We start from the raw sequence: 20,843 nt of genomic DNA on the forward strand, positions 1-20,843 counted from the left end.
GGCATTTACGGGAGAAAAAATCGGCTCAAACATGAAGAAATGAAATGACTGCGTCAGCCGAGAAGAATTTCCCCGCTTATTCGCACCTTCCCTAATTAGTCAGGTTGTGATAGGGGTGGATGAATAACAGTAAAAGTTAGGCTAATATGGCCGAAATTTTTATTGCTACGACTCGAAGGGATTATGAGAAGTATCACACCAAGACGGGTGTTGTCGCGGGAGCAACAGACAGAGATCACCCGCATTATCGTCAAGGTGGGTCAGATGTTGGCCCAGTTCGGGGCGGAGAGCCGGATCATCGAGCAGACCACGGTGCGGCTGGGGATGGCGCTGGGGCTGGAGAGTGTCGAGATGGCCATCTCTTCCAGTGCCATCGTGCTCACCAGCCTCTATCAGGGGGGCTGTGTTACTACTACCCGGCGGGTGCGTGAACATGGCATCAACATGCAGGTGGTGTGCGAGATCCAGCGGATCTGCATCATGGCGGAGAAAGAGCTGATCGGTGCCCGTGAAGTGCGCCAGCGGCTCGAGGCCATCGTCCCCTTTCACTATCACCCCTGGCTGGTGGTCCCCATGGTGGGGCTCTCTTGCGGCGCCTTCAGCCTGTTGTTTGGTGGTGACTGGCCCATCTTCCTGGTGACCTGTTTCTCGTCTGCCGTGGCAATGCGGGTGCGCCAGCTGATGGCCCGCCATCACCATAGCCCGCTCATCAACTTTGCCGCCACCGGCTTTATTGCCACCCTGCTCTCCTCCAGCGCCACCTTCTTTAACTGGGGTGACCAGCCCTATCTCGCCATGGCGGCCAGCGTGCTGCTGCTGGTGCCGGGCTTTCCGCTGATCAATGCGGTCTCCGACATGGTGAAGGGCTACTTCAATATGGGGCTGGCCCGCTGGGGGACCGCGACCCTGCTGACCATCAGCGCCGCCATAGGCATCATTCTCGCCATGTCGGTGACCGGGATCTGGGGGTGGAAAGTATGATGGATTTGCTCTGGCTACTGGCCAAGGATGCCTTCTGGTCCTCCATTCCGGCGGTGGGGTTTGCCATGCTGTTCAACGTGCCGCCACGGATGCTGAAGTATTGCGCCATGGGCGGCGCGCTGGCCCACAGCCTGCGTACCCTGCTTATCCACTACGGCATGCCTATCGAGTGGGCGACGCTGGCTGCGGCGACCACGGTCGGCTTTGTCTGCGTCTACTGGTCGCGCCGTCTGCTGGCGCCGCGTCCGGTGTTCAGCGTTGCCTCCATCATTCCGATGATCCCGGGCAGTTATGCCTTCAAGACCATGATTGCGGTGGTGGAGCTCAACATCAACGGCGTGACCATGGAGTTGATCCAGAGTGCGGTGGAGAACGGCCTCAAGGCGCTCTTTATCGTCGGTGCCCTCAGTTTCGGTTTGGCGATCCCCTCTCTGGTCGTGTACCGTAACCGCCCCATAATCTGACAGACGGTGAGAGGCCCCATGAAGATTTCCATGATTGCCGCCATGGCCCACGACAGGGTGATCGGCAAGGACAACCAGATGCCCTGGCATCTGCCTGCCGATCTGGCTCACTTCAAGCGTGTCACCCTCGGTAAACCGGTATTGATGGGGCGCAAGACCTTCGAATCTATTGGTCGACCGCTGCCCGGACGGCGCAATCTGGTGATCAGCCGCAATCCCGACTATCAGGTCGAGGGCATTGAGGTGGTGGGCTCCGTCGAGGCGGCGCTGGCTCTGTTGGCAGGCAGCTTGGTGGAGGAGTTGATGGTGATCGGTGGCGGTCATCTCTATGCCGAGATGTTGCCGAGTGCGGATTGCCTCTATCTGACGCAAATCGATCTGGCGGTGGAGGGAGATACCCGTTTCCCTGCTTTTGACGATGGCCAGTGGCAACGCGTTGATTGCGAGAGCCACCCTGCCGATGAGAAGAACCCGCACCCCTATAGCTTCGAGACCTGGCAGCGCCGCTGACGGACGAATGCCAATGGGCAAATAACAACAAGGGCATCTTCGGATGCCCTTGTTGTTCTGTTGGGTTTTCAAGACGGGATTAGATGCCTGAGCCGTCGTTCTCGCCATTTTCCTCGTGCAAACCGCACTCGCGCTTGAGGCCGAAGAAGCGGGTCTGCTCCTCGCTCATGCCCGGCTCCCACTTGGCGGTGGTGTGGACATCGCCCACCGAGAGATAACCCTGCTCCCACAGCGGGTGGTAGGGGAGGTCGAACTCCTTGAAGTAGTAGAAGACATCCTTGTTGCTCCAGTCGATCACCGGCAGGAACTTGAAACGGCCGCGCTGGATGCCCAGCACCGGCAGCTTGCCACGGCTGCCGGACTGCTCCCGGCGCAGGCCGGAGAACCAGGTCTGGGCCCCCAGCTCACGCAGGGCGCGGTCCATCGGCTCCACCTTGTTGAGCTGGTTGTAGCGGGTGATCCCCTCCACCCCCTGCTCCCACAAGAGACCGAAGCGCGCCTCCTGCCAGGCAGGGCTGAGCTCGGCCCGATAGATCTTCAGGTTGAGCGCGAGGCGTTCGGTCAGCTCGTCGATGAAACGGTAGGTCTCCGGGAACAGATAACCGGTATCGGTCAGCACCACGGGCACGTCGGCCCGTTCGCGACTTACCAGATGGAGCATCAGCGCCGCCTGAATACCGAAACTGGAGGAGAGCACATGCTCCCCCGGCAGATTGGCCAGGGCCCAGCGCACCCGCTCGGGGGCGCTCATGGTATCCAGCTCCCGGTTGAGGGGCGCCAGTGCCTCGACTTGCTCCTCACGGCCGAGGGCTAGCAGCGCCTGCAGGTCAAGGCGGCCATCTTCAGTGACATTAAGCGGCAGATTAAGCGGCATAGAAGTCCCTCGCAGAGTCGATAACGGGGGCAATCACCCCAACCCGGATCACGAAGTCGCCGAAGCACTCACCCTGATTTCGCTCGGTGGCCCAGCGGCCGATCAACGCGTCCAGTTCGGCCAGGATCTGCGGCTCGGTGATGTTCTCCTTATAGAGGCGCGGAATGCGGGTGCCCTCCAGATTGCCCCCCAGATGGAGGTTGTAGCGGCCGGGCGCCTTGCCCACCAGACCCACTTCCGCCAGCATGGCGCGGCCGCAGCCGTTGGGGCAACCGGTGACACGGAAGATGATGGCGTCATCCGCCAGCCCATGTTTGGTGAGCAAGCCCTCGATGTCGGTGACAAACGCTGGCAGCATGCGCTCCGCCTCGGCCATTGCCAGCGGGCAGGTGGGCAGGGCCACACAAGCCATGGACTGCTTGCGTTGCTCGCTTACGCCGTCATCCAGCAGGCCGTATTGGCGTGCCAGCCCTTCGATGCGGGCCTTCTCGCTGGCAGGCACCCCGGCGATGATCAGGTTTTGGTTGGCGGTCAGGCGAAAATCCCCCTGATGCACCCTGGCGATCTCCAGCATGCCGGTTTTGAGCGGCTTGCCCGGGAAGTCCAGCAGGCGGCCATTCTCGATAAACAGGGTGAGGTGGTGCTTGCCGTCGATCCCCTCGACCCAACCGAAGCGATCGCCACGGCTGGTGAACTCATAGGGGCGAACCGGCCCGAACTGGATGCCAGCGCGGCTCTCCACCTCGGCCTTGAAGGCTTCGACGCCAACCCGTTCAAGGGTGTACTTGGTCTTGGCGTTCTTGCGGTTGACCCGGTTGCCCCAGTCGCGCTGGGTGCTGACCACGGCGGCCGCCACCTCCAGCACGTGGGAGAGCGGAATAAAGCCAAAGTCGCTCGCCTTGCGCGGGTAGGTGCTGGTGTCGCCGTGGGTCATGGCGAGACCACCGCCCACCAGCACGTTGAAGCCTACCAGCTTGCCGTGCTCGGCAATGGCCACGAAGTTAAGATCGTTGGCGTGGATATCCACGTCGTTGTGAGGCGGGATCACCACAGTGGTCTTGAATTTGCGTGGCAGGTAGTTGGAGCCCAGGATCGGCTCCTCATCCTGCCCCAGTTTTTCACCGTCCAGCCAGATCTCCACGTAGGCGCGGGTCTTGGGCAGCAGGTGTTCGGATATCTTCTTGGCCCACTCGTAGGCCTCCTGATGCAGTTCGGACTCCACCGGGTTGCTGGTGCAGAGCACGTTGCGGTTCACATCGCCGGCGGTGGCGATGGAATCGATGCCGGTGCTGTTGAGGGTCTGGTGCATCAGCTTGATGTCGCGCTTCAATACCCCGTGGAACTGGAAGGTCTGACGGGTGGTCAGGCGGATGCTGCCGTAGAGGCTGTGCTCTTCGGCGAACTTGTCGATGATCTGCCACTGGGCCGGGGTGATGATCCCACCCGGCAGGCGGGCACGCAGCATGACGTTGTGCAGCGGCTCCAGCTTCTGGGCGGCGCGCTCCGGGCGGATGTCGCGGTCATCCTGCTGGTACATGCCGTGAAAGCGGATCAGCTGGAAGTTGTCGCCGTTGAAGCCGCCGGTGAGTGGATCCTGCAGATCTTGCTCAATGGTGCCGCGCAGGAAGTTGCTCTCGCGCTTGAGGCGCTCGTTGTCGGCCAGCGGCCCTTCGACCGGTCCCGCTTTTGGGTGAGAAAGAGGTTGTTTGCTCATCAATAGACATCCCTTTGATAACGTTTGGCACGACGCAATTCGCTCAAATACTCTTCTGCTTCCTCACGGCTCTTGTGACCGTGTTCGGCAATTACATCCAGCAGGGCTTCCTGCACATCCTTGGCCATCTTGTTGGCGTCGCCACACACATAGAAGTGAGCGCCTGCTTCCAGCCACTGGTAGAGCTCAAGCCCGGCCTCGCGCAGGCGGTCCTGCACATAAATCTTGTTGGCCTGATCCCGGCTGAAGGCCAGGGAGATCTTCGACAGCAGCCCCGATTTCACATAACGCTGCCACTCCACCTGATAGAGGAAATCCTGGGTAAAGTGGGGGTTGCCGAAGAAGAGCCAGTTCTTGCCTTCCGCGCCCTGAGCTTCCCGCTCCTGCATAAAGGCGCGGAACGGGGCGATGCCGGTGCCTGGGCCCACCATGATGACGGGTGTGTCGGGATTGGCGGGCAGGCGGAAGTTGTCGTTGTGCTCCACGAATACCCGCACCTCGCCATCCTCAATCAGCCGATCCGCCAGATAGGAGGAGGCGGCGCCAGAGCGCACAGTGCCATCTTCCTGCGGGTAACGCACCACACCGACGGTCAGGTGCACCTCCTCTTCCACTTCGCTCTGGGCGGAGGCGATGGAGTAGAGGCGCGGGGTGAGGGGGCGCAGCAGGCCAACCAGCTGCTCGGCAGTGAGCGCGGTCGGGAAGCGTTTCAGCACATCCACCACCTGAGCGGAGGCCACCAGTGCATTGACCTGGGCCTTGTCACCGGCCAAGTCTTTCAGCGCCGCGTTCTCCGATATGTCAGCGAGTCCTGTGATAAAGTCGCCGTGCAGCCGGGTCAGTTCGAAGTGAGTGGTCAGGGCGGCGCGCAAGGTGCCGTGGGCCGTGGCTTCATCACCGGAGAGGCCGGTCAGGGCCAGCACTTCGCCCACCAGTTCGGCGTCATTGTCGAACCAGACACCGAGGGCATCTCCCGGCTGATAGGTGAGGCCGGAGTCGGTCAGATTGATCTCGATATGGCGGATATCCTTGGTGGAATCCCGGCCGGTGATCTTCTGATTGACCGACAGGCGGGCAGGGAAGGGATTCTCCTTGCTGTATTGGCTGTGGCCAACCGCCTGCTGCACCGCGCTGGCTACGCTGCTGCTGGCCACACCGGTAGAGAGGGTCGTGGCAATGGCGTTGAGTGCCTGCTCGCCCCAACTCTTGGCCGCATCCTGATAATCCACATCGAGGCTCGCGAGCTCATAAATGCGCTCGGCCCCGGCTTTGGCGAGGAAGTCGTCGAAATCTTTGCCGGTCTGGCAGAAAAATTCGTAGGAGCTGTCACCCAGCCCCAGCACCGCGAACTTGAGGCCGTCCAGCTTGCCAATCTTGCCTTTTTTAAGCTGCTCGAACAGATCGACGGCGCTCTCCGGCGGTTCACCCTCCCCGTAAGTGCTCACTACCACCAGCAGATGGCTCTCTTTCTTGAGCTGCTTGGGTTTGTAGTCGGCCATCGACGCTAGGGTGACTGGTAGGCCACGGGCTTCGGCCTGCGCCTTGATGGCAGTGGCGACACCTTTGGCGTTGCCAGTCTGGGAGCCGTAGAGAATGGTCAGGCTGCAGCTGGGCGCAGCCACGGCGGCGCTGGCTGCAACGCTCTGCTGACCGGTCTGGGAGAGTCCGTAGAGATATCCGCTCACCCAGGCCAGTTGCTGGGTATTGAGGGTCGAGAGTACCTGGCCCAGCTGACGTTGCTGCTCGTCAGAGAGGGGGGAGAGGTTGAATGGGGAATCCTTCAATTGCATCACACGCGTCTTCCATGGTCTGATTTTTGGCCAGATTAAAGGGCGTGTTGGATAACAACAAAGAATAAAAATGTCTTCTTTATTCTATTAATGCATTAAAGGGGCAGAGGTACGCCTGTTCCCGCAGCAAAAGAGGGGCGTGGTATAAAGAGCGTTAAATGAGAGCCACTTGATAACACAGGAAGTGCCATGTCCAATATCAGATTGTTTCATGTCAATGCGTTCAGTCAGCAGCCCCTTGGGGGCAATCCCGCGGTGGTCGTATTGGGAGCAGCCCTGCCTGATGCCAGCCAGTTGGCGATGGCGGCCGAGTTCAATCTCTCCGAGACGGCCTTTCTGGTGCAACTTGGCAGGGCCCATTACCAGTTACGCTGGTTCACGCCGAAAGTCGAGGTTGATCTCTGCGGTCATGGCACCTTGGCTGCTGCTCATGTGTTGTGGCAGACAGGGGCGGTAGCTGCACACGAGACTATCCGCTTCGAGACTCGTAGTGGTGAGCTGCTGGCCTGGCGCGAAGGGGAGTGGATTTGGCTCGATTTTCCGCGTATCGCGTTGACGCCACTGACGCTGGATCCCGCCTATGCTGCCGCGCTTGGTTGCCAGCCACGACAGACCTTGGCGGTCGGGGCAAAGTTCTTGCTGGAACTGGCAAGTGAAGAGGAGATCCGCGCTATTTCGCCTGATTTCCATGCCCTGCGCGCCCTGCCGGGACGGGGGCTGATAGTCACTGCTCCGTCGAGCCGGGCAGATGATGATTTCGTCTCCCGCTATTTTGCCCCTTGGGTGGGCGTCGATGAGGATCCGGTTACTGGTTCCAACCACTGCGCTCTGGTGCCCTTCTGGGCCGAACGGCTTGGTAAACGGCAACTGCGGGCCCGTCAGATTTCGGCCCGTGGTGGTGAGTTGCGGCTTGAACTGCAGGAGGAGAGGGTACTGATGGCCGGTCAGGCCGTCACCTTGTGGCAAGGGGATTGGCTGCTACCGCCAGCCTCATGAGGGGTAGGCATTCGTCAATTGTTGTGAGCATTTTAAAAAAACGCCCCGCGGTTGCGGGGCGTTTTGATTGTCATGGACGGCAGCTGTGCTGCTGTGGCCTTATTTCTGCGGATCTTACTTTTGTGGACGCAGGGCCGGGAACAGGATTACGTCGCGGATGGTGTGGCTGTTGGTGAACAGCATCACCAGACGGTCGATACCGATACCCTGACCGGCAGTCGGCGGCAGACCGTGCTCCAGCGCGGTAACGAAGTCGGCGTCGTAGAACATGGCTTCGTCGTCGCCTGCTTCTTTCTGATCAACCTGATCCTGGAAGCGCTTGGCCTGATCTTCTGCATCGTTCAGCTCGGAGAAGCCGTTGGCCAGCTCGCGGCCACCGATGAAAAATTCGAAGCGGTCGGTTACATCCGGGTTCACGTCGTTGCGACGGGCCAGCGGAGATACGGCAGCCGGGTACTCGGTGATGAAGGTCGGTTGCAGCAGCATGTGCTCCACGGTCTCTTCGAAGATCGCGGTGATCACGTGGCCCAGCTCCCAGCCCTTCATCAGCTCGATGTGCAGACGCTTGGCAACGGCCTTGGCGCTCTCGAGGGTAGCCAGATCGTCCAGGGTCACATCCGGGTTGAACTTCAGGATGGACTCGACCATGGTGAGGCGCTGGAACGGCTGACCGAAATCGATGGTCAGGCCCTCTTCGCCCTCTTTGGCGTAACGGATCTTGGTGTCGCCCAGGATGTCCTGCGCCAGGGTGCGCAGCAGCTCTTCGGTCAGGTCCATCAGATCGATGTAGTCGGCGTAGGCCATGTAGAACTCGATCATGGTGAACTCGGGGTTGTGACGAACCGAGATACCTTCGTTACGGAAGTTGCGGTTGATCTCGTAGACACGCTCGAAACCACCGACCACCAGACGCTTCAGATAGAGCTCCGGAGCGATACGCAGGTACATGTCGATGTCCAGCGCATTGTGGTGAGTGACGAACGGACGTGCAGAGGCACCACCCGGGATGACTTGCATCATCGGGGTTTCCACTTCCATGAAGCGCTTTTCGTTGAAGAACTTGCGGATACCGGCAACCACCTGGGTGCGGATCATGAAGGTCTTGCGAGACTCTTCGTTGGCGATCAGATCCAGGTAGCGCTGGCGGCAGCGAGCTTCCTGGTCGGTCAGGCCTTTGTGCTTCTCGGGCAGCGGACGCAGTGCCTTGGTCAGCAGGCGGATATCGGAAACGTGAACGGAGAGCTCACCGGTCTGGGTCTTGAACAGGGTACCTTCGACACCCACGATGTCGCCCAGATCCCACTTCTTGAACTGCTCGTTGTAGAAACCTTCCGGCAGGTCGTCACGGGTGACGTAGACCTGGATCTTGCCGGCCATGTCCTGCAGGGTGGCGAAAGAAGCCTTGCCCATGATCCGGCGGGTCATGATGCGACCGGCAATCTTCACCCGTTTACCCAGGCTCGTCAGCTCCTCGGCGCTTTTGTCGTCGAACTCTGCGTGCAGATCGCCAGAGAGGCTGTCGCGACGGAAGTCGTTGGGGAAAGGATTACCCTGGGCGCGCAGGGCGGCCAGCTTGGAACGACGCTCGGTCATCTCGTTGTTAAGTTCGAGAGTTTGGTCGACTTCCGGAGTGATGGTTTGTTCAGACATGGTGATTCCTGCTTGTTTACAGACCTGATTTCAGGCTGGCTTCGATAAACTTGTCCAAGTCACCGTCGAGCACCGATTGGGTATTACGGGTTTCGACGCCGGTGCGCAGATCCTTGATACGGGAGTCATCCAGCACATAGGAACGGATCTGGCTGCCCCAACCGATATCAGACTTGGTCTCTTCCAGGGCTTGTTTCTCAGCGTTCTGCTTCTGAATTTCCAGCTCGTAGAGCTTGGCTTTCAGCTGCTTCATACACTGGTCTTTGTTTTTGTGCTGGGAACGGTCGTTCTGGCACTGTACCACGACACCGGTCGGAACGTGGGTAATACGTACCGCGGATTCGGTTCGGTTAACGTGCTGACCACCGGCACCGGAGGCACGGTAGACGTCGATCCGCAGATCCGCCGGGTTGATCTCGATATCGATATCGTCGTCGATCTCGGGGTAGACGAACACAGAACAGAAGGAGGTGTGACGGCGGCCACCGGAATCGAACGGAGACTTGCGAACCAGACGGTGTACGCCGGTTTCGGTACGCAGCCAGCCGAATGCATATTCGCCGGTGAACTTGATGGTGGCGGATTTGATACCAGCCACGTCGCCTTCGGAGCATTCAATCAGCTCGGGCTTGTAGCCGTGGGCATCGCCCCAGCGCAGGTACATGCGCAGCACCATGTTGGCCCAATCCTGCGCTTCGGTACCACCGGAGCCGGATTGAATATCGATATAGCAGTCGGAGCCGTCGTGCTGGCCGGAGAACATGCGGCGGAACTCGAGGTCCACCAGCTTGGCTTCCAGTTGCTCGGATTCGGCTATAGCTTCGTTGAAGGTCTCTTCGTCTTCCCCTTCCACGGCCAGGCTCACCAGCATCTCGACGTCATCCACGCCCTGGGTCAGGGTGTCGATGGTGCCGACCACGTTTTCCAGCGCGACGCGCTCTTTGCCCAGCGCCTGTGCGCGCTCGGGTTCATTCCATACGTCCGGCTGTTCCAGCTCGGCGTTGACCTCTTCTAGACGCTCTTTCTTGGCGTCATAGTCAAAGGTACCCCCTAAGAAGCTCGGTCCGCTCAGACAGCTCCTTAAGTTTATTTAATACGGGATTAACTTCGAACATCGTGAAAACTCTCAGGGTCGATGTGATTTAAAAACGGGATATTCTAGCCAATTGTGGAAGGAATAAACAGGGTTGCCTTGGCTTGTGCGGCTCATGCCGTCAATTTCTGGTGCACTTTTCTCCACCTCGGTAGAAAATATCGCCCGCAGACCCATTTTCAGGTTCAGTTTTGGCCATTCGGGTCGCTAATGACTACGTGTAGTGTTGTGCAATTTAGGGAAAAACCCGCTCCTCACCTCAATAAGAAGAACACATGATGAAAAACCTGTCACTCAAGCAGAAGATACTGTTGTCAGTGGTGATCGCCCTTTCGTTGGTGATTTTGTTGCTCTCCTGGCAGAGCTATAGCAGCCAGAAGTCCCTGTTGCTGCAAGGCAGCCAGGAGCAGTTGCAACGGCTGGGTACCCAGCAGGCCGAGCGTGTCAGCGACTGGCTCGCCGCCCGTCGCGACGTGATCCAGGCGCTCGGCAACAAAGCCGGTGCCGAACCCCTCAATGCCTTGCAACAGGCACAAGTTTCCGGCCGTTTCCAGCTCACCTATTTCGGTGAGAGCAGTGGCAAGATGAATGACTCCGATCCTTCCATCAACCGCGATGGCTACGACCCGCGCTCCCGCGGCTGGTATCAGGAGGCGATGAGCAAAGGTGGCCTGATTGTCACCAAACCCTATCTCGATGTGGCTTACAACATCATGGTGGTGACCCTGGCCCAGCCGGTTTCTGGCGGGGTAGTCGGTGGTGACCTCTCCATCGCCTCGCTGGTGGAAGACGTGACCAAGATGCAGCTGCCTGCCGACGGTTTCGCCATCATGATGCACAAGGATGGCACCATCATCGCCTACAAGGATGCCGCCAAGGCGATGAAACCGGCCAGCGAGATCGACAACGATCTGACCAATGCGCTGATCGAGCAGAGCAAGTCGAGCAAGGATCTGGTGCCGGCCTATTTCGACAACGAAGGTCGCGACAAGCTGCTGTGGGCGGTTGATATCCCCGACACAGACTGGGAACTGGTACTGGTGCTGGACAAGGCCGCGCTGGAAGCGCCGCTCTCCTCCCTGCTGATGACCCAGCTGGGGATGGCGCTACTGGTGCTGGTGGGTAGCATCCTCGCTATCTCCTGGCTGGTCAGCATGCTGCTTGGCCCGCTCACCAAGGTATCCCAGGCACTGGCTCGCATTGCCGATGGTAACGGCGATCTGACCCAGCGCATCAAGATCGACGCCAACGACGAAGTGGGCCAACTGGCCAACAGCTTCAACCGTTTCGTCGGCAGCCAGCATCAGCTGATCGGCAATATCCGCCAGCTGGCCAACGAGTTGAACGCCGATGCCGAGCGCAGTCTGGTGACTAACCAGGCCGCGGTGGACGAGCTGCAGCGTCAGCAGCAGGAGGTGACCATGGTCGCCACGGCGGTTACCGAGATGGCGAGCGCCACCATGGAGATCGCCGGCAACGCCGAGAACACCGCCGCCGCTGCCCAGCAATCTGCCCAGAGCAGTGAGCAGGGCAAGATGCTGGTCAACAAGACCCGCCAGTCTATCAATGGTCTGGCTGAAGAGGTGGGGCAGGCGACCGAGGTGATCGGCGAGCTGAGCCGTCACGCGCAGGCCATCACCAGCATCCTCTCCACCATTCAGGGGATTGCTGAGCAGACCAACCTGCTGGCGTTGAACGCAGCCATCGAAGCTGCCCGTGCCGGTGAGCAGGGTCGTGGTTTTGCGGTGGTCGCTGACGAGGTGCGGGTGCTGTCGCGCCGTACTCAGGACTCCACCCAGCAGATCCAGTCCACCATCGAGACCCTGCAACAGACCACTGCCCGTGCGGTGAGCCTGATGCAGACCAGTCAGGGGCTGGCAGACAACAGCGTCCAGGATGCCGATCAGGCGGTGCGCGCACTGGAAGAGATCACCAGCGCCATCTCCCTCATCTCCGACATGGCGGGTCAGATCGCCACCGCCGCCGAGGAGCAGACCCAGGTGACCGGCGAGATCACCCAGAACACCACCGCCATCAAGGATGTGAGTGACGAGATCACCGCATCTGCCATGCGCGATCTGGATCAGGCCCACAGCCTTAAAGGGCGTGCCGCTGACCTTAACCAGCAGGTGTCGACCTTTATCCTGTAAAGTGCACGTCCCGGCCCGTTCCGGCTGAGATAAACAAGCCCCGCACTCTGTCGAGTGCGGGGCTTTTTGTTGTTCGGGGGTGTGCGGGATGTGGGGGTTCCGGGTTGCTTGCGGGTCACCCAGGTGGCGGATACGAGCCCCGGCTCTGCCTGCGTCAGCTGGCGAGTAGAGAACAAACAAAGAGCCCACCGAAAGGTGGGCTCTGATCATATACGTCTGACGGAAAGGGAATTACAGGAATGGCATCGCCATAAACAGCTTGATCACCATGGCGTTGATGATGTCGATAAAGAAGGCGCCCACCATGGGCACCACCAGAAACGCCAGGTGGGAGGGACCGAAGCGCTGGGTAATGGCCTGCATGTTGGCGATGGCTGTCGGGGTGGCCCCCAGGCCAAAGCCGCAGTGACCTGCCGCCAGCACGGCCGCATCGTAATTTTTGCCCATGACCCGGAAGGTGACGAAGATGGCGTAGAGCGCCATCGCCACGGTCTGGGCGGCCAGCAGGATGAAGATGGGCAGCGCCAGGCTGGCCAGATCCCACAGTTTCAGGCTCATCAGTGCCATGGCAAGGAACAGCGACAGGCTGACGTTGCCCAGCAGGGAGACCTCGCGATCGCTCACCTCATGCCAGTTCAGCAGGGTCAGGACGTTGCGCAGCAGCACGCCGACAAACAGCACGCAGACAAAGATCGGCAGCTCGAAGGCGCCCCCTTTGAGCGAGGCGGAGAGCAGCTCGCCGCCCTTGAGGCTGATGGCGATCAGTGCCAGCGTCTCGATGACGCTGAAAGTGGTGAGGGGGCGCTCCATGTCGGGCATTTCGAAGCCCTGGGGGGCCTCATCCTGATTGTGCTCCTCACCGGGCACCTGCACTTTCTTCACCAGGTAGCGAGCCACCGGGCCGCCGATCAGGCCGCCCAGCACCAGACCGAAGGTGGCACAGGCGATGGCGAGTTCGGCGGCGGATTGCACGCCGTACTTCTCGGAGAAGGTGGCACTCCAGGCAGCCCCGGTGCCGTGGCCGCCGGAGAGAGTGATGGAGCCAGCCAGCAGCCCCATGTGGGGATCCAGACCGAGCAGGGTCGCCAGACCGACGCCCAGACTATTTTGTACCAGCAGCAGGCCGGTGACCACCATCAGGAAGGTAACCACCGCCTTGCCGCCGCGCTTCAGGCTGGCGAGATCGGCGGAGAGACCGATGGAGGCGAAGAAGGCCAGCATCAGCGGGGTTTGCAGGCTGGTATCAAATTGCAGCTCCATCTGCAGGGTGGAGCGCAGCAGCAGCAGTACCAGCGCGACCACCAGGCCGCCGGCTACCGGTTTGGGGATGTTGAAGGTACGCAGCAGCCCGACTCGGGTAACCAACACCCGGCCAAGCAGCAATACCAGAGTGGCAGCGACCAGCGTTGCGTAGGAATCAAGTTGTAACATTCAGTACTCCCATGTTGATTGGCTGTGTCTTTCATAGCAAAAGACTTACAGATTCAGCCGGGATGAAAACAGTGTGGCTTATGTGCCAGCAAAGAAGGGGAAACATCTCCCCGCCCCAGGAAAGATGGGGCTTGTGCGGGCCTGAAATGCTCAGGCATCCAGATGAGATTTTAGTAAAATCCGGCGGATTGTAGCAAAAAGCATCGTTTAATTCCATCTTTGTCGTATTAATGCTCGTTTTAGTGGTTTATTGTGACATTTAACACTATGTAGGTAGAGGGCAGAAAAGCCGAAAAGGGTGCATGGAACGGCTGTCATTTGGGGCGCCAGTCTCTATAATTCGCCGGTTTCCGCTGCACGCAGAGGCGCTGGCGGGCGTTGACATTGTGGTTCACCCCGACATGGTTCATGTTTTGGCGGTGTTCACTTCATCAAGAGGAGAGGGTGTGAAGAAGTCTATCTACATTGCCTACACAGGCGGCACCATTGGGATGCAGCGTTCCGATCACGGCTACGTGCCGATGGCGGGCTTTATGGAAGACTGTCTGGCGCGGATGCCCGAGTTCCACCGCCCCGAGATGCCGGATTACCATATCCACGAATATGCGCCCCTCATCGACTCCTCCGACATGACCCCGGCGGATTGGCAGCGCATCGCCGAGGATATTCGCGACAACTACGAGAAATACGATGGCTTCGTGATCCTGCATGGCACCGACACCATGTCGTTCACCGCCTCGGCGCTCTCTTTCATGCTGGAAGATCTGCACAAGCCGGTCATCATCACCGGTTCCCAGATCCCGCTGGCCGAGCTGCGCTCCGACGGCCAGCAGAATCTGCTCAACGCCCTCTACATCGCGGCCAACTACCCGATCCACGAGGTGACGCTGTTCTTCAACAACCAGCTCTATCGCGGCAACCGCAGCAAGAAGGTGCACGCCGACGGCTTCCACGCCTTCGACTCCCCCAACTATCCGCCGCTGCTCAATGCCGGGATCGCAATCTCGCTGGAAGCGGGTGAGCTGGGCGTGCCGTCCGAGCGGCCGCTGGTGCTGCATGACATCACCCCCCAGCCCATCGGCGTGGTGACCCTCTATCCGGGGATCTCCAGCGAGGTGATCGCCAACATCCTGCAACAGCCGGTGAAGGCGCTGATCCTGCTGTCGTTCGGGGTCGGCAATGCGCCGCAGAACCCGGCCATGCTGGCGCTGCTCTCCGAGGCCTCAGCCCGCGGCGTCATCATCGTCAACCTGAGCCAGTGCCTGCACGGCAAGGTCAATATGGGGGGTTATGCTACCGGCAACGCCCTGTCGCGGGCCGGGGTGATCTCGGGCTTTGACATGACCGCCGAAGCGGCACTCACCAAGCTCCACTTCCTGTTGAGCCAGGACTTACCCTCCCACCGCATTCGCGAGCTGATGCAGCAGTCGCTGCGCGGGGAGCTGACGCCCTGATAACCCTCGCGGTAGGGTGCAATAAGCGCAGCGCATTGCACCGGTGACGAGGGGTGATAAGTTAGGAAAAAAGAGGGGAGCCATTATGGCTCCCCTCTTTGCTGTGGCCGCCACGAGCGGCCTGCCGGGTCAGGTTCAGTGGTTGAGGTCGACCCGTACTATCTCTTCCTCGTCGCGATACTGACGCTTGAGCTCGCTCTTGCTCTTCATCACGATCTCGCCGTCGCGGCCGATGTTCATGTGCTCGGGATTGTCGATGTGCATCGCCTGCCAAGCCATCACCGCCTGCAGCGAGGTGGCCTTCTGCTCGTCGGTGAGGGGCTTGCCATCGGGCCACTTGCCCAGCTCGACTGCGGTCTTGAGCCGCTCGTACACCTCTTGTGGCATCTGCCTGATAGCTTGTAAAAACTCACCCTGTTGAAACGACATCCGGCCTCTCCTTGAACTATTGAGCCATAAACAGCGGGATCTGATGGGCCATGCAGGTAGACCCTATCGGCCTATGCCGGCAGATCCTGGCGGACTACGCCAGCCATCTGTTCCATCACCCGCACTACCTGACAACTGTACCCGAACTCGTTGTCATACCATACGTAGAGCACACAGTGATCCCCTTCGGCGATGGTCGCCTGGGAGTCGACGATGCCCGCATAACGGGAACCTACCATGTCGGAGGAGACCAGCTCGGTACTAGCGCTGAAGTCGATCTGGCGATGGAGGGCCGAGCTTAGCGCCATCTGCTGCAGATAGGCGTTGAGGCTCTCCCGATCGGTGGCCTGCTCCAGCGACAGATTGATAATCGCCAGCGAGACGTTGGGGGTCGGCACCCGGATGGCGTTGCCGGTCAGCTTGCCCTTGAGCTCGGGCAGCGCCTTGGCCACCGCCTTGGCGGCGCCGGTGCTGGTCATCACCATATTGAGAGCGGCGCTGCGACCGCGGCGCTCGCCTTTGTGATAGTTGTCGATGAGGTTCTGATCGTTGGTGTAGGAGTGGACCGTCTCCACGTGGCCGTGGCGGATGCCGAACCGCTCCTGCATTACCTTGAGCACCGGGGTGATGGCGTTGGTGGTACAGGAGGCGGCGGAGATGATCCTGTCATCCGGGCCTATCACCTCATGGTTGACCCCGAACACCACGTTCTTCATCTCCCCTTTGCCGGGGGCGGTCAGTAGCACCTTGCCAGCACCGCGCGCTTTCAGGTGCTCGGAGAGGCCTGCCTCGTCACGCCAGACGCCGGTGTTGTCGACGATCAGCGCATCGTGAATGCCGTAGGCTGTGTAGTCGATGTCGGCCGGGCTATTGGCGTAGATCACCTGAATGAAGGTGCCGTTGGCGATGATGGCGCTGCGTTCCACATCCACCTCGATGGAGCCGTTGAAGGGGCCGTGCACCGAGTCGCGGCGCAGCAGGCTGGCGCGTTTTTCCAGATCCCCGTCGCGACCACCGCGTACCACGATGGCGCGCAGGCGCAGCGAATTGGCGGCGCCGGTACGCTCGATCAGCAGGCGGGCCAGCAGGCGGCCGATGCGGCCAAAGCCGTAGAGTACCACGTCGGTCGGCTGCGGCATCTGGCTGCGGCCAAGGGCCGGTGCCAGTCGCGCTTGCAGATAGTCCTCGATCCCCGCTTCATCCTGATGATCCTGCCAGTAACCCACCGCCAGCTTGCCAAGGTCAACCTCGGCGGCGGTGGGTTTGAGGGCAACGATGGCCTGAAGCAGGGGGAAGCTTTGCTGGATGGGGAGGGGAGCGCCCTGGTGGCGGCGGACGACCCGGTGGGCCTTGAGGATATCGATGGTGGAGGCGTTTTGCAGCGGGCGGCCGTAGAGGGTGATCTCGACCCCTTGTTGTCGGTAGAGGCGACCAATCAAGGGCTGCATGGCTTCGGCGAGCTCCTGGCTCTCCTGCCACGCTTGCAAGTAGTGCTCGTGGGTCATTGACCAGATCCTTTATTTCACGTTGTTGGTGTAAATAGAAAATTCGTCGAATGCAGATCAGTGTAGGGGTGTATATTTCGTTATATTATTCTGCAATCGCGGCCTTATATGGCGCGCGCATTGTAATGGATATGTAACCGGTTTGCTAGCCGGAGGTGGCCCGTAAAGGCGCCAGTTGTTACCAACCCGCGTTACCAACAAGATGTGAACCATGGCCAATTTCCCCCTGCGACAGACCTTCATCATGCTTTCAGTCGGCCTTGCCGTGGCTGGCTGTAATGACGATCGGATCCACAACATCTGTGGCAATCATCCCGAGCTCTGCCAGGATCTGGTTGACGATGGCTGGTGTCGCTACGAGCGTACCGATGTGATCCGCAGTCGCTTCTATCTCAAGGAGGAGGGGACGGATCGGCGCAAGTATGAGCTGATGCGTAACCTTGAGCGCTATCTCAAATGTGCCGAGCGTTCCACCAGCATTGAATACAAGAATGCCCGCGAGCAGAAGAGTCCACGGGTCGAGGGCATGCTGGCGGCAGGGGATCAGTTGGCTCAGCTCGATGCGACGACTCGCAATTCACAAGATCCCTACCTGCTGCTCTGGCACTGGACCAACAACACCAACGAGCTGGCTCGTCAGCAGTTTATGGCGCTGGAAGGTACCAAGGCGCTGGATGAACCCGAGTTGCAACTGGCGCTCGGCGGTATCTACGCCAAGAGCGACCCCGAAAAGGCCATTGCCACCCTGCAGCACGGGCTCTCCCTCTATCAGGAGGGGGATAAGGTGAATAGCCGCATGTTCACCTCCCTCAGCACCCTCTATATGGGCCAGAAACAGTACGGGCTGGCCTATCTGTGGGGCAAGGTGAGCGAGTCGTTTCAGGATAGCCCCGAGGTCTCAGCCAAGCGTTTTGGCATCTACCACACCCTGAGCAAGACAGAGCAGGATGGCTACGATGTTCAGGCTGCCGAGATTGTCGAGCAGCTCAAGCATGGCAACTACCGGCCCTGAGGCAGTGATGATGACGTTCTCTCCGGCCAGCTGCTGGCCCAATCCGTTCGATCTCTCTTTCGTTCATGGCGAGGTGCGTACCGATGGCCGTACTCTTGAGCGCCTCACGGTACGTGCCGTGGTGCCCCGTGGCGGCGAGCTGCTGCTGGTGCATTCCCGGGTCAACGGCGATCTGATGTTCCCCGGGGGCGGCATTGAAGCGGGGGAGAGCCACCATGTGGCGCTCGCTCGCGAGCTGCTGGAGGAGTGCGGTGCCGAGCTGCGGGAAGTGGGGGGCCTGCTTGGCGAGACCCGTGAATATCGCGCCGCCCGCGAGCCGGGGTTCGATGTCTACTGCATCCGCTCGCTCTACTACTTGTGCCGGATTGGCGATCAGCTGGTGGCCCCGCAGCCGCAGCCCTACGAGATCCGCCTTGGCTTCGTGCCCGGCTGGTTTGCCCTCGACGAAGCGCTGCAAACCAACAAGACCCAGCTGGCGGGACCCTGTCCCCAGTGGACGGCGCGAGAGACCCGGGTGCTGGCCCAGCTGCAACGCTGGCATCAACAGGGGATCTTCGACCACGGCTACTGAAGTAGATCAAGCCGCGACGGTCAGTGATACCAACAAAAAGAGCGCCAATAGGCGCTCTTTTTAATTGAGATGGAGGCGGTTATTTGGCCTCTCTGTCGTGCGAGATCATTTGACCTCTTCGCCCTTGGCTTGCAGATCAGCATGGTAGGAAGAGCGAACGAAAGGACCACAGGCGGCGTGGGTAAAGCCCAGCTCCATGGCGACATCTTTCAGCTCGTCAAACTCTGCTGGCGGCACGTAGCGCTTGACCGGCAGGTGGTGGCGGCTCGGCTGCAGATACTGACCCAAGGTCAGCATGTTGACGCCGTGGGCGCGCAGATCCTTGAGCACCTCGACGATCTCTTCGTTGGTCTCGCCAAGGCCCATCATCAGACCGGACTTGGTCGGCACGTGAGGGTGCATCTCCTTGATGCGGCGCAGCAGCTCCAGCGACCACTTGTAGTCGGCGCCCGGGCGGGCGACGCGATACATGCGCGGCGCGGTTTCCAGGTTGTGGTTGAAGACGTCCGGCGGGGTCTCGCGGAACACCTCCAGCGCCTGCTCCATCCGGCCACGGAAGTCCGGGCTCAGGATCTCGATGCGGGTCTGCGGGCTGTGCTCGCGGATCTCGCGAATGCAGTCGGCGAAGTGCTGGGCACCGCCGTCGCGCAGATCGTCGCGGTCCACCGAGGTGATCACCACATACTTGAGGTTCATCTCCTTGATGGTCAGCGCCAGCTTCTTCGGCTCTTCCGGATCGAGTGCCAGCGGGCGGCCGTGGGCCACGTCGCAGAAGGGGCAGCGACGAGTGCAGATGGCGCCCATGATCATGAAGGTGGCGGTGCCGTGGTTGAAGCACTCCGCCAGATTGGGGCAGGAGGCCTCTTCACACACCGAGTGCAGCTTGTTCTTGCGCAAGGTGCTCTTGATGTGTTCGATCTTCTGGCTGGAGGGGGGCAGCTTGATCCGCATCCAGTCCGGCTTGCGAAGGAGTTCTTCGTTGGGATCCGGCATGAATTTCACCGGGATCAGGGCCATCTTGTCGCCATCGCGCAGCTTGACGCCCGGCTCCATACGAACGGGTTTGCTCATGATTCACTCTCGGTGTTTGTTATTGTTTGATAGCCAATCAGGCGGGCCAGCTCGGCCACCAGAATGGATTGCGCCTCGGCCACGCTTTGCGGGCCGCCCAGGGCGCTGGTCTGGGTCATGGCCATGCCCGCATAGCCGCACGGATTGATGTGCAGGAAGGGGGTCATGTCCATGTTGATGTTGAGGGCCAGCCCGTGGAACGAGCACCCCTTGCGGATGCGCAGCCCCAGCGAGGCCAGTTTTGCCTCCATGCCAAGGTCATTTTTCACATAGACCCCGGGGGCATCGGCCTTGGCATAAGCCTGGATATCGCTTTTGGCGAGGGTATTGATGATGGCTGTCTCCAGCGCGGTCACCAGCTCGCGAACCGAGAATTTGCAGCGGCGGACATCAACCAGTACGTAGAGCACCAGCTGGCCCGGGCCGTGATAGGTCACCTGACCGCCGCGATCGCTCTGCACCACCGGGATATTGCCCGGATTGAGCAGGTGTTCGGCCTTGCCGGCCTGGCCCTGGGTGTAGACGGGATCGTGCTCGACCACCCAGAACTCGTCCGGGGTGTCGCTGGTGCGGTTGTCGGTGAAGGCTTTCATGGCGTCCCATACCGGCTGGTAGGGGCGGCGACCCAGCTGCCTGACAATCAGGCTGGACTGGGCGGGGATCTGGGATGACATGGCGTCCTCGCGGCGTGCTGCGGCCAAAAACAGTCGCCCCGCAGAACGGGGCGAGAGAGAAATTACAGTACGTATTTCACCAGCTCGATCTTGCCAAGGGCGTGGTACATCGCTTCGATGTGCTCTTTGCTCTGGGCAGTCACGGTCACGCGGACCGAGTGGTAGTTGCCCTTGGAGCTGGGCTGGACTGTCGGGCTGTAGGTGCCGGGGGCGTGCTGCTGCAGCACTTCAACCACCATTTCCGGCAGTGCCGGGTCGGCAACGCCGAGTACCTTGAACGGGAATTTGCAGGGAAACTCCAGCAGTTCATCAAACTTGGTATTCATTTACTCACCTTTTGCGTCATCACCGGGATGACTTCATCTTGGATGGCTAGTGGCCGATGGCCCGTGGAGGCCGCCATTTCAAGTCTATATGGGCACGGCTCATAACTATATGGGCGCTGCCCGGACCGGGATCAAGGCCAGGATCGGT

The 20,843-nt window shown here is 60.2% G+C and carries 19 protein-coding genes; 8 read left to right on the forward strand and 11 right to left on the reverse strand.

Features of this window, described 5'->3' with window-relative positions:
* Positions 1–183 precede the first annotated feature (183 nt).
* Genes AB5Y90_RS12785 through folA form a run of 3 tightly spaced genes read left to right on the forward strand, consistent with a single transcriptional unit; the run spans position 184 to position 1,955 of the window.
* Positions 184–981, forward strand: coding sequence for a threonine/serine exporter family protein (locus tag AB5Y90_RS12785; protein WP_005348133.1), 798 nt, complete (start codon positions 184–186; stop codon positions 979–981).
* Positions 978–1,445: a threonine/serine exporter family protein gene (locus tag AB5Y90_RS12790; protein WP_026035076.1), complete on the forward strand. Its 468-nt coding sequence runs from the start codon at positions 978–980 to the stop codon at positions 1,443–1,445. The genes AB5Y90_RS12785 and AB5Y90_RS12790 overlap by 4 nt, the downstream gene beginning before the upstream one ends.
* An 18-nt stretch (positions 1,446–1,463) precedes the next feature.
* Complete coding sequence (gene folA / locus AB5Y90_RS12795) at positions 1,464–1,955, forward strand: type 3 dihydrofolate reductase (RefSeq protein ID WP_307896324.1); 492 nt, start codon at positions 1,464–1,466, stop codon at positions 1,953–1,955.
* A gap of 79 nt (positions 1,956–2,034) precedes the next feature.
* Here the strand turns inward: folA and AB5Y90_RS12800 are convergent, their stop codons facing one another.
* The 3 genes from AB5Y90_RS12800 to AB5Y90_RS12810 are packed head-to-tail and all read right to left on the reverse strand — an operon-like array spanning position 2,035 to position 6,333.
* Positions 2,035–2,829, reverse strand: a complete 795-nt coding sequence (locus AB5Y90_RS12800) for a phosphoadenylyl-sulfate reductase (RefSeq protein WP_005335204.1) — start codon at positions 2,827–2,829, stop codon at positions 2,035–2,037.
* Positions 2,819–4,543, reverse strand: coding sequence for an assimilatory sulfite reductase (NADPH) hemoprotein subunit (cysI, locus tag AB5Y90_RS12805; protein ID WP_307896325.1), 1,725 nt, complete (start codon positions 4,541–4,543; stop codon positions 2,819–2,821). The genes AB5Y90_RS12800 and cysI overlap by 11 nt, the downstream gene beginning before the upstream one ends.
* A complete protein-coding gene (locus tag AB5Y90_RS12810; RefSeq protein ID WP_368166933.1) occupies positions 4,543–6,333 on the reverse strand; it encodes an assimilatory sulfite reductase (NADPH) flavoprotein subunit in 1,791 nt (596 codons plus the stop codon). Before AB5Y90_RS12810 ends, cysI begins: the two co-directional genes overlap by 1 nt.
* Positions 6,334–6,522: 189 nt before the next feature.
* Between AB5Y90_RS12810 and AB5Y90_RS12815 the strand changes: the two genes are divergently transcribed.
* A complete protein-coding gene (locus tag AB5Y90_RS12815) occupies positions 6,523–7,329 on the forward strand; it encodes a PhzF family phenazine biosynthesis protein (protein ID WP_307896326.1) in 807 nt (268 codons plus the stop codon).
* Positions 7,330–7,443: 114 nt separating this feature from the next.
* Here the strand turns inward: AB5Y90_RS12815 and lysS are convergent, their stop codons facing one another.
* Together lysS and prfB are read right to left on the reverse strand one after the other, a co-directional pair.
* Positions 7,444–8,979, reverse strand: coding sequence for a lysine--tRNA ligase (gene lysS / locus AB5Y90_RS12820; RefSeq protein WP_005335201.1), 1,536 nt, complete (start codon positions 8,977–8,979; stop codon positions 7,444–7,446).
* Between the two features lie 16 nt (positions 8,980–8,995).
* Positions 8,996–10,094 (reverse strand): peptide chain release factor 2 gene (prfB, locus tag AB5Y90_RS12825; RefSeq protein ID WP_100645262.1). Its coding sequence is split into 2 segments (ribosomal slippage): positions 8,996–10,018 and positions 10,020–10,094, totalling 1,098 coding nucleotides; the frame shifts between segments, so codons are not numbered across the junction.
* Between the two features lie 256 nt (positions 10,095–10,350).
* On the opposite strand from prfB, the gene AB5Y90_RS12830 reads away from it, so the two are divergent.
* The gene (locus tag AB5Y90_RS12830; protein ID WP_219595462.1) at positions 10,351–12,222 is read left to right on the forward strand and encodes a methyl-accepting chemotaxis protein; all 1,872 of its coding nucleotides are present in this window, start codon (positions 10,351–10,353) and stop codon (positions 12,220–12,222) included.
* A gap of 231 nt (positions 12,223–12,453) precedes the next feature.
* On the opposite strand, the gene gltS is transcribed toward AB5Y90_RS12830, so the two are convergent.
* Positions 12,454–13,653, reverse strand: a complete 1,200-nt coding sequence (gltS, locus tag AB5Y90_RS12835; RefSeq protein WP_005348115.1) for a sodium/glutamate symporter — start codon at positions 13,651–13,653, stop codon at positions 12,454–12,456.
* A gap of 446 nt (positions 13,654–14,099) precedes the next feature.
* Here gltS and ansA point away from each other — a divergent pair, with 446 nt between their 5' ends.
* Positions 14,100–15,107, forward strand: coding sequence for an asparaginase (gene ansA, locus AB5Y90_RS12840; RefSeq protein WP_005335195.1), 1,008 nt, complete (start codon positions 14,100–14,102; stop codon positions 15,105–15,107).
* Between the two features lie 135 nt (positions 15,108–15,242).
* Here the strand turns inward: ansA and AB5Y90_RS12845 are convergent, their stop codons facing one another.
* Both AB5Y90_RS12845 and AB5Y90_RS12850 read right to left on the reverse strand, forming a co-directional pair.
* Positions 15,243–15,536, reverse strand: a complete 294-nt coding sequence (locus AB5Y90_RS12845) for a YeaC family protein (RefSeq protein ID WP_151286082.1) — start codon at positions 15,534–15,536, stop codon at positions 15,243–15,245.
* A 71-nt stretch (positions 15,537–15,607) separates the two neighbouring features.
* Positions 15,608–17,041, reverse strand: coding sequence for a glyceraldehyde-3-phosphate dehydrogenase (locus AB5Y90_RS12850; RefSeq protein WP_307896327.1), 1,434 nt, complete (start codon positions 17,039–17,041; stop codon positions 15,608–15,610).
* Between the two features lie 211 nt (positions 17,042–17,252).
* Here AB5Y90_RS12850 and AB5Y90_RS12855 point away from each other — a divergent pair, with 211 nt between their 5' ends.
* Entirely contained in the window at positions 17,253–18,053 is an 801-nt protein-coding gene (locus tag AB5Y90_RS12855) for a DUF2989 domain-containing protein (RefSeq protein ID WP_307896328.1), read from the forward strand.
* Positions 18,054–18,060: 7 nt separating this feature from the next.
* A complete protein-coding gene (locus tag AB5Y90_RS12860; RefSeq protein ID WP_307896329.1) occupies positions 18,061–18,624 on the forward strand; it encodes an NUDIX domain-containing protein in 564 nt (187 codons plus the stop codon).
* A gap of 105 nt (positions 18,625–18,729) precedes the next feature.
* Here AB5Y90_RS12860 and lipA read toward each other — a convergent pair whose 3' ends face one another.
* From lipA to ybeD, 3 genes are all read right to left on the reverse strand, one after another.
* Positions 18,730–19,695 (reverse strand): lipoyl synthase, encoded by a 966-nt coding sequence (gene lipA, locus AB5Y90_RS12865; RefSeq protein WP_307896330.1) that lies wholly within the window; start codon positions 19,693–19,695, stop codon positions 18,730–18,732.
* Entirely contained in the window at positions 19,692–20,369 is a 678-nt protein-coding gene (gene lipB, locus AB5Y90_RS12870; RefSeq protein ID WP_040066806.1) for a lipoyl(octanoyl) transferase LipB, read from the reverse strand. The genes lipA and lipB overlap by 4 nt, the downstream gene beginning before the upstream one ends.
* A 62-nt stretch (positions 20,370–20,431) precedes the next feature.
* The gene (ybeD, locus tag AB5Y90_RS12875; protein WP_005335178.1) at positions 20,432–20,695 is read right to left on the reverse strand and encodes a DUF493 family protein YbeD; all 264 of its coding nucleotides are present in this window, start codon (positions 20,693–20,695) and stop codon (positions 20,432–20,434) included.
* Positions 20,696–20,843: the final 148 nt, after the last annotated feature.

The organism is Aeromonas sp. R4-1 (assembly GCF_040908325.1).
Taxonomy (GTDB): Bacteria; Pseudomonadota; Gammaproteobacteria; order Enterobacterales; family Aeromonadaceae; genus Aeromonas; species Aeromonas veronii.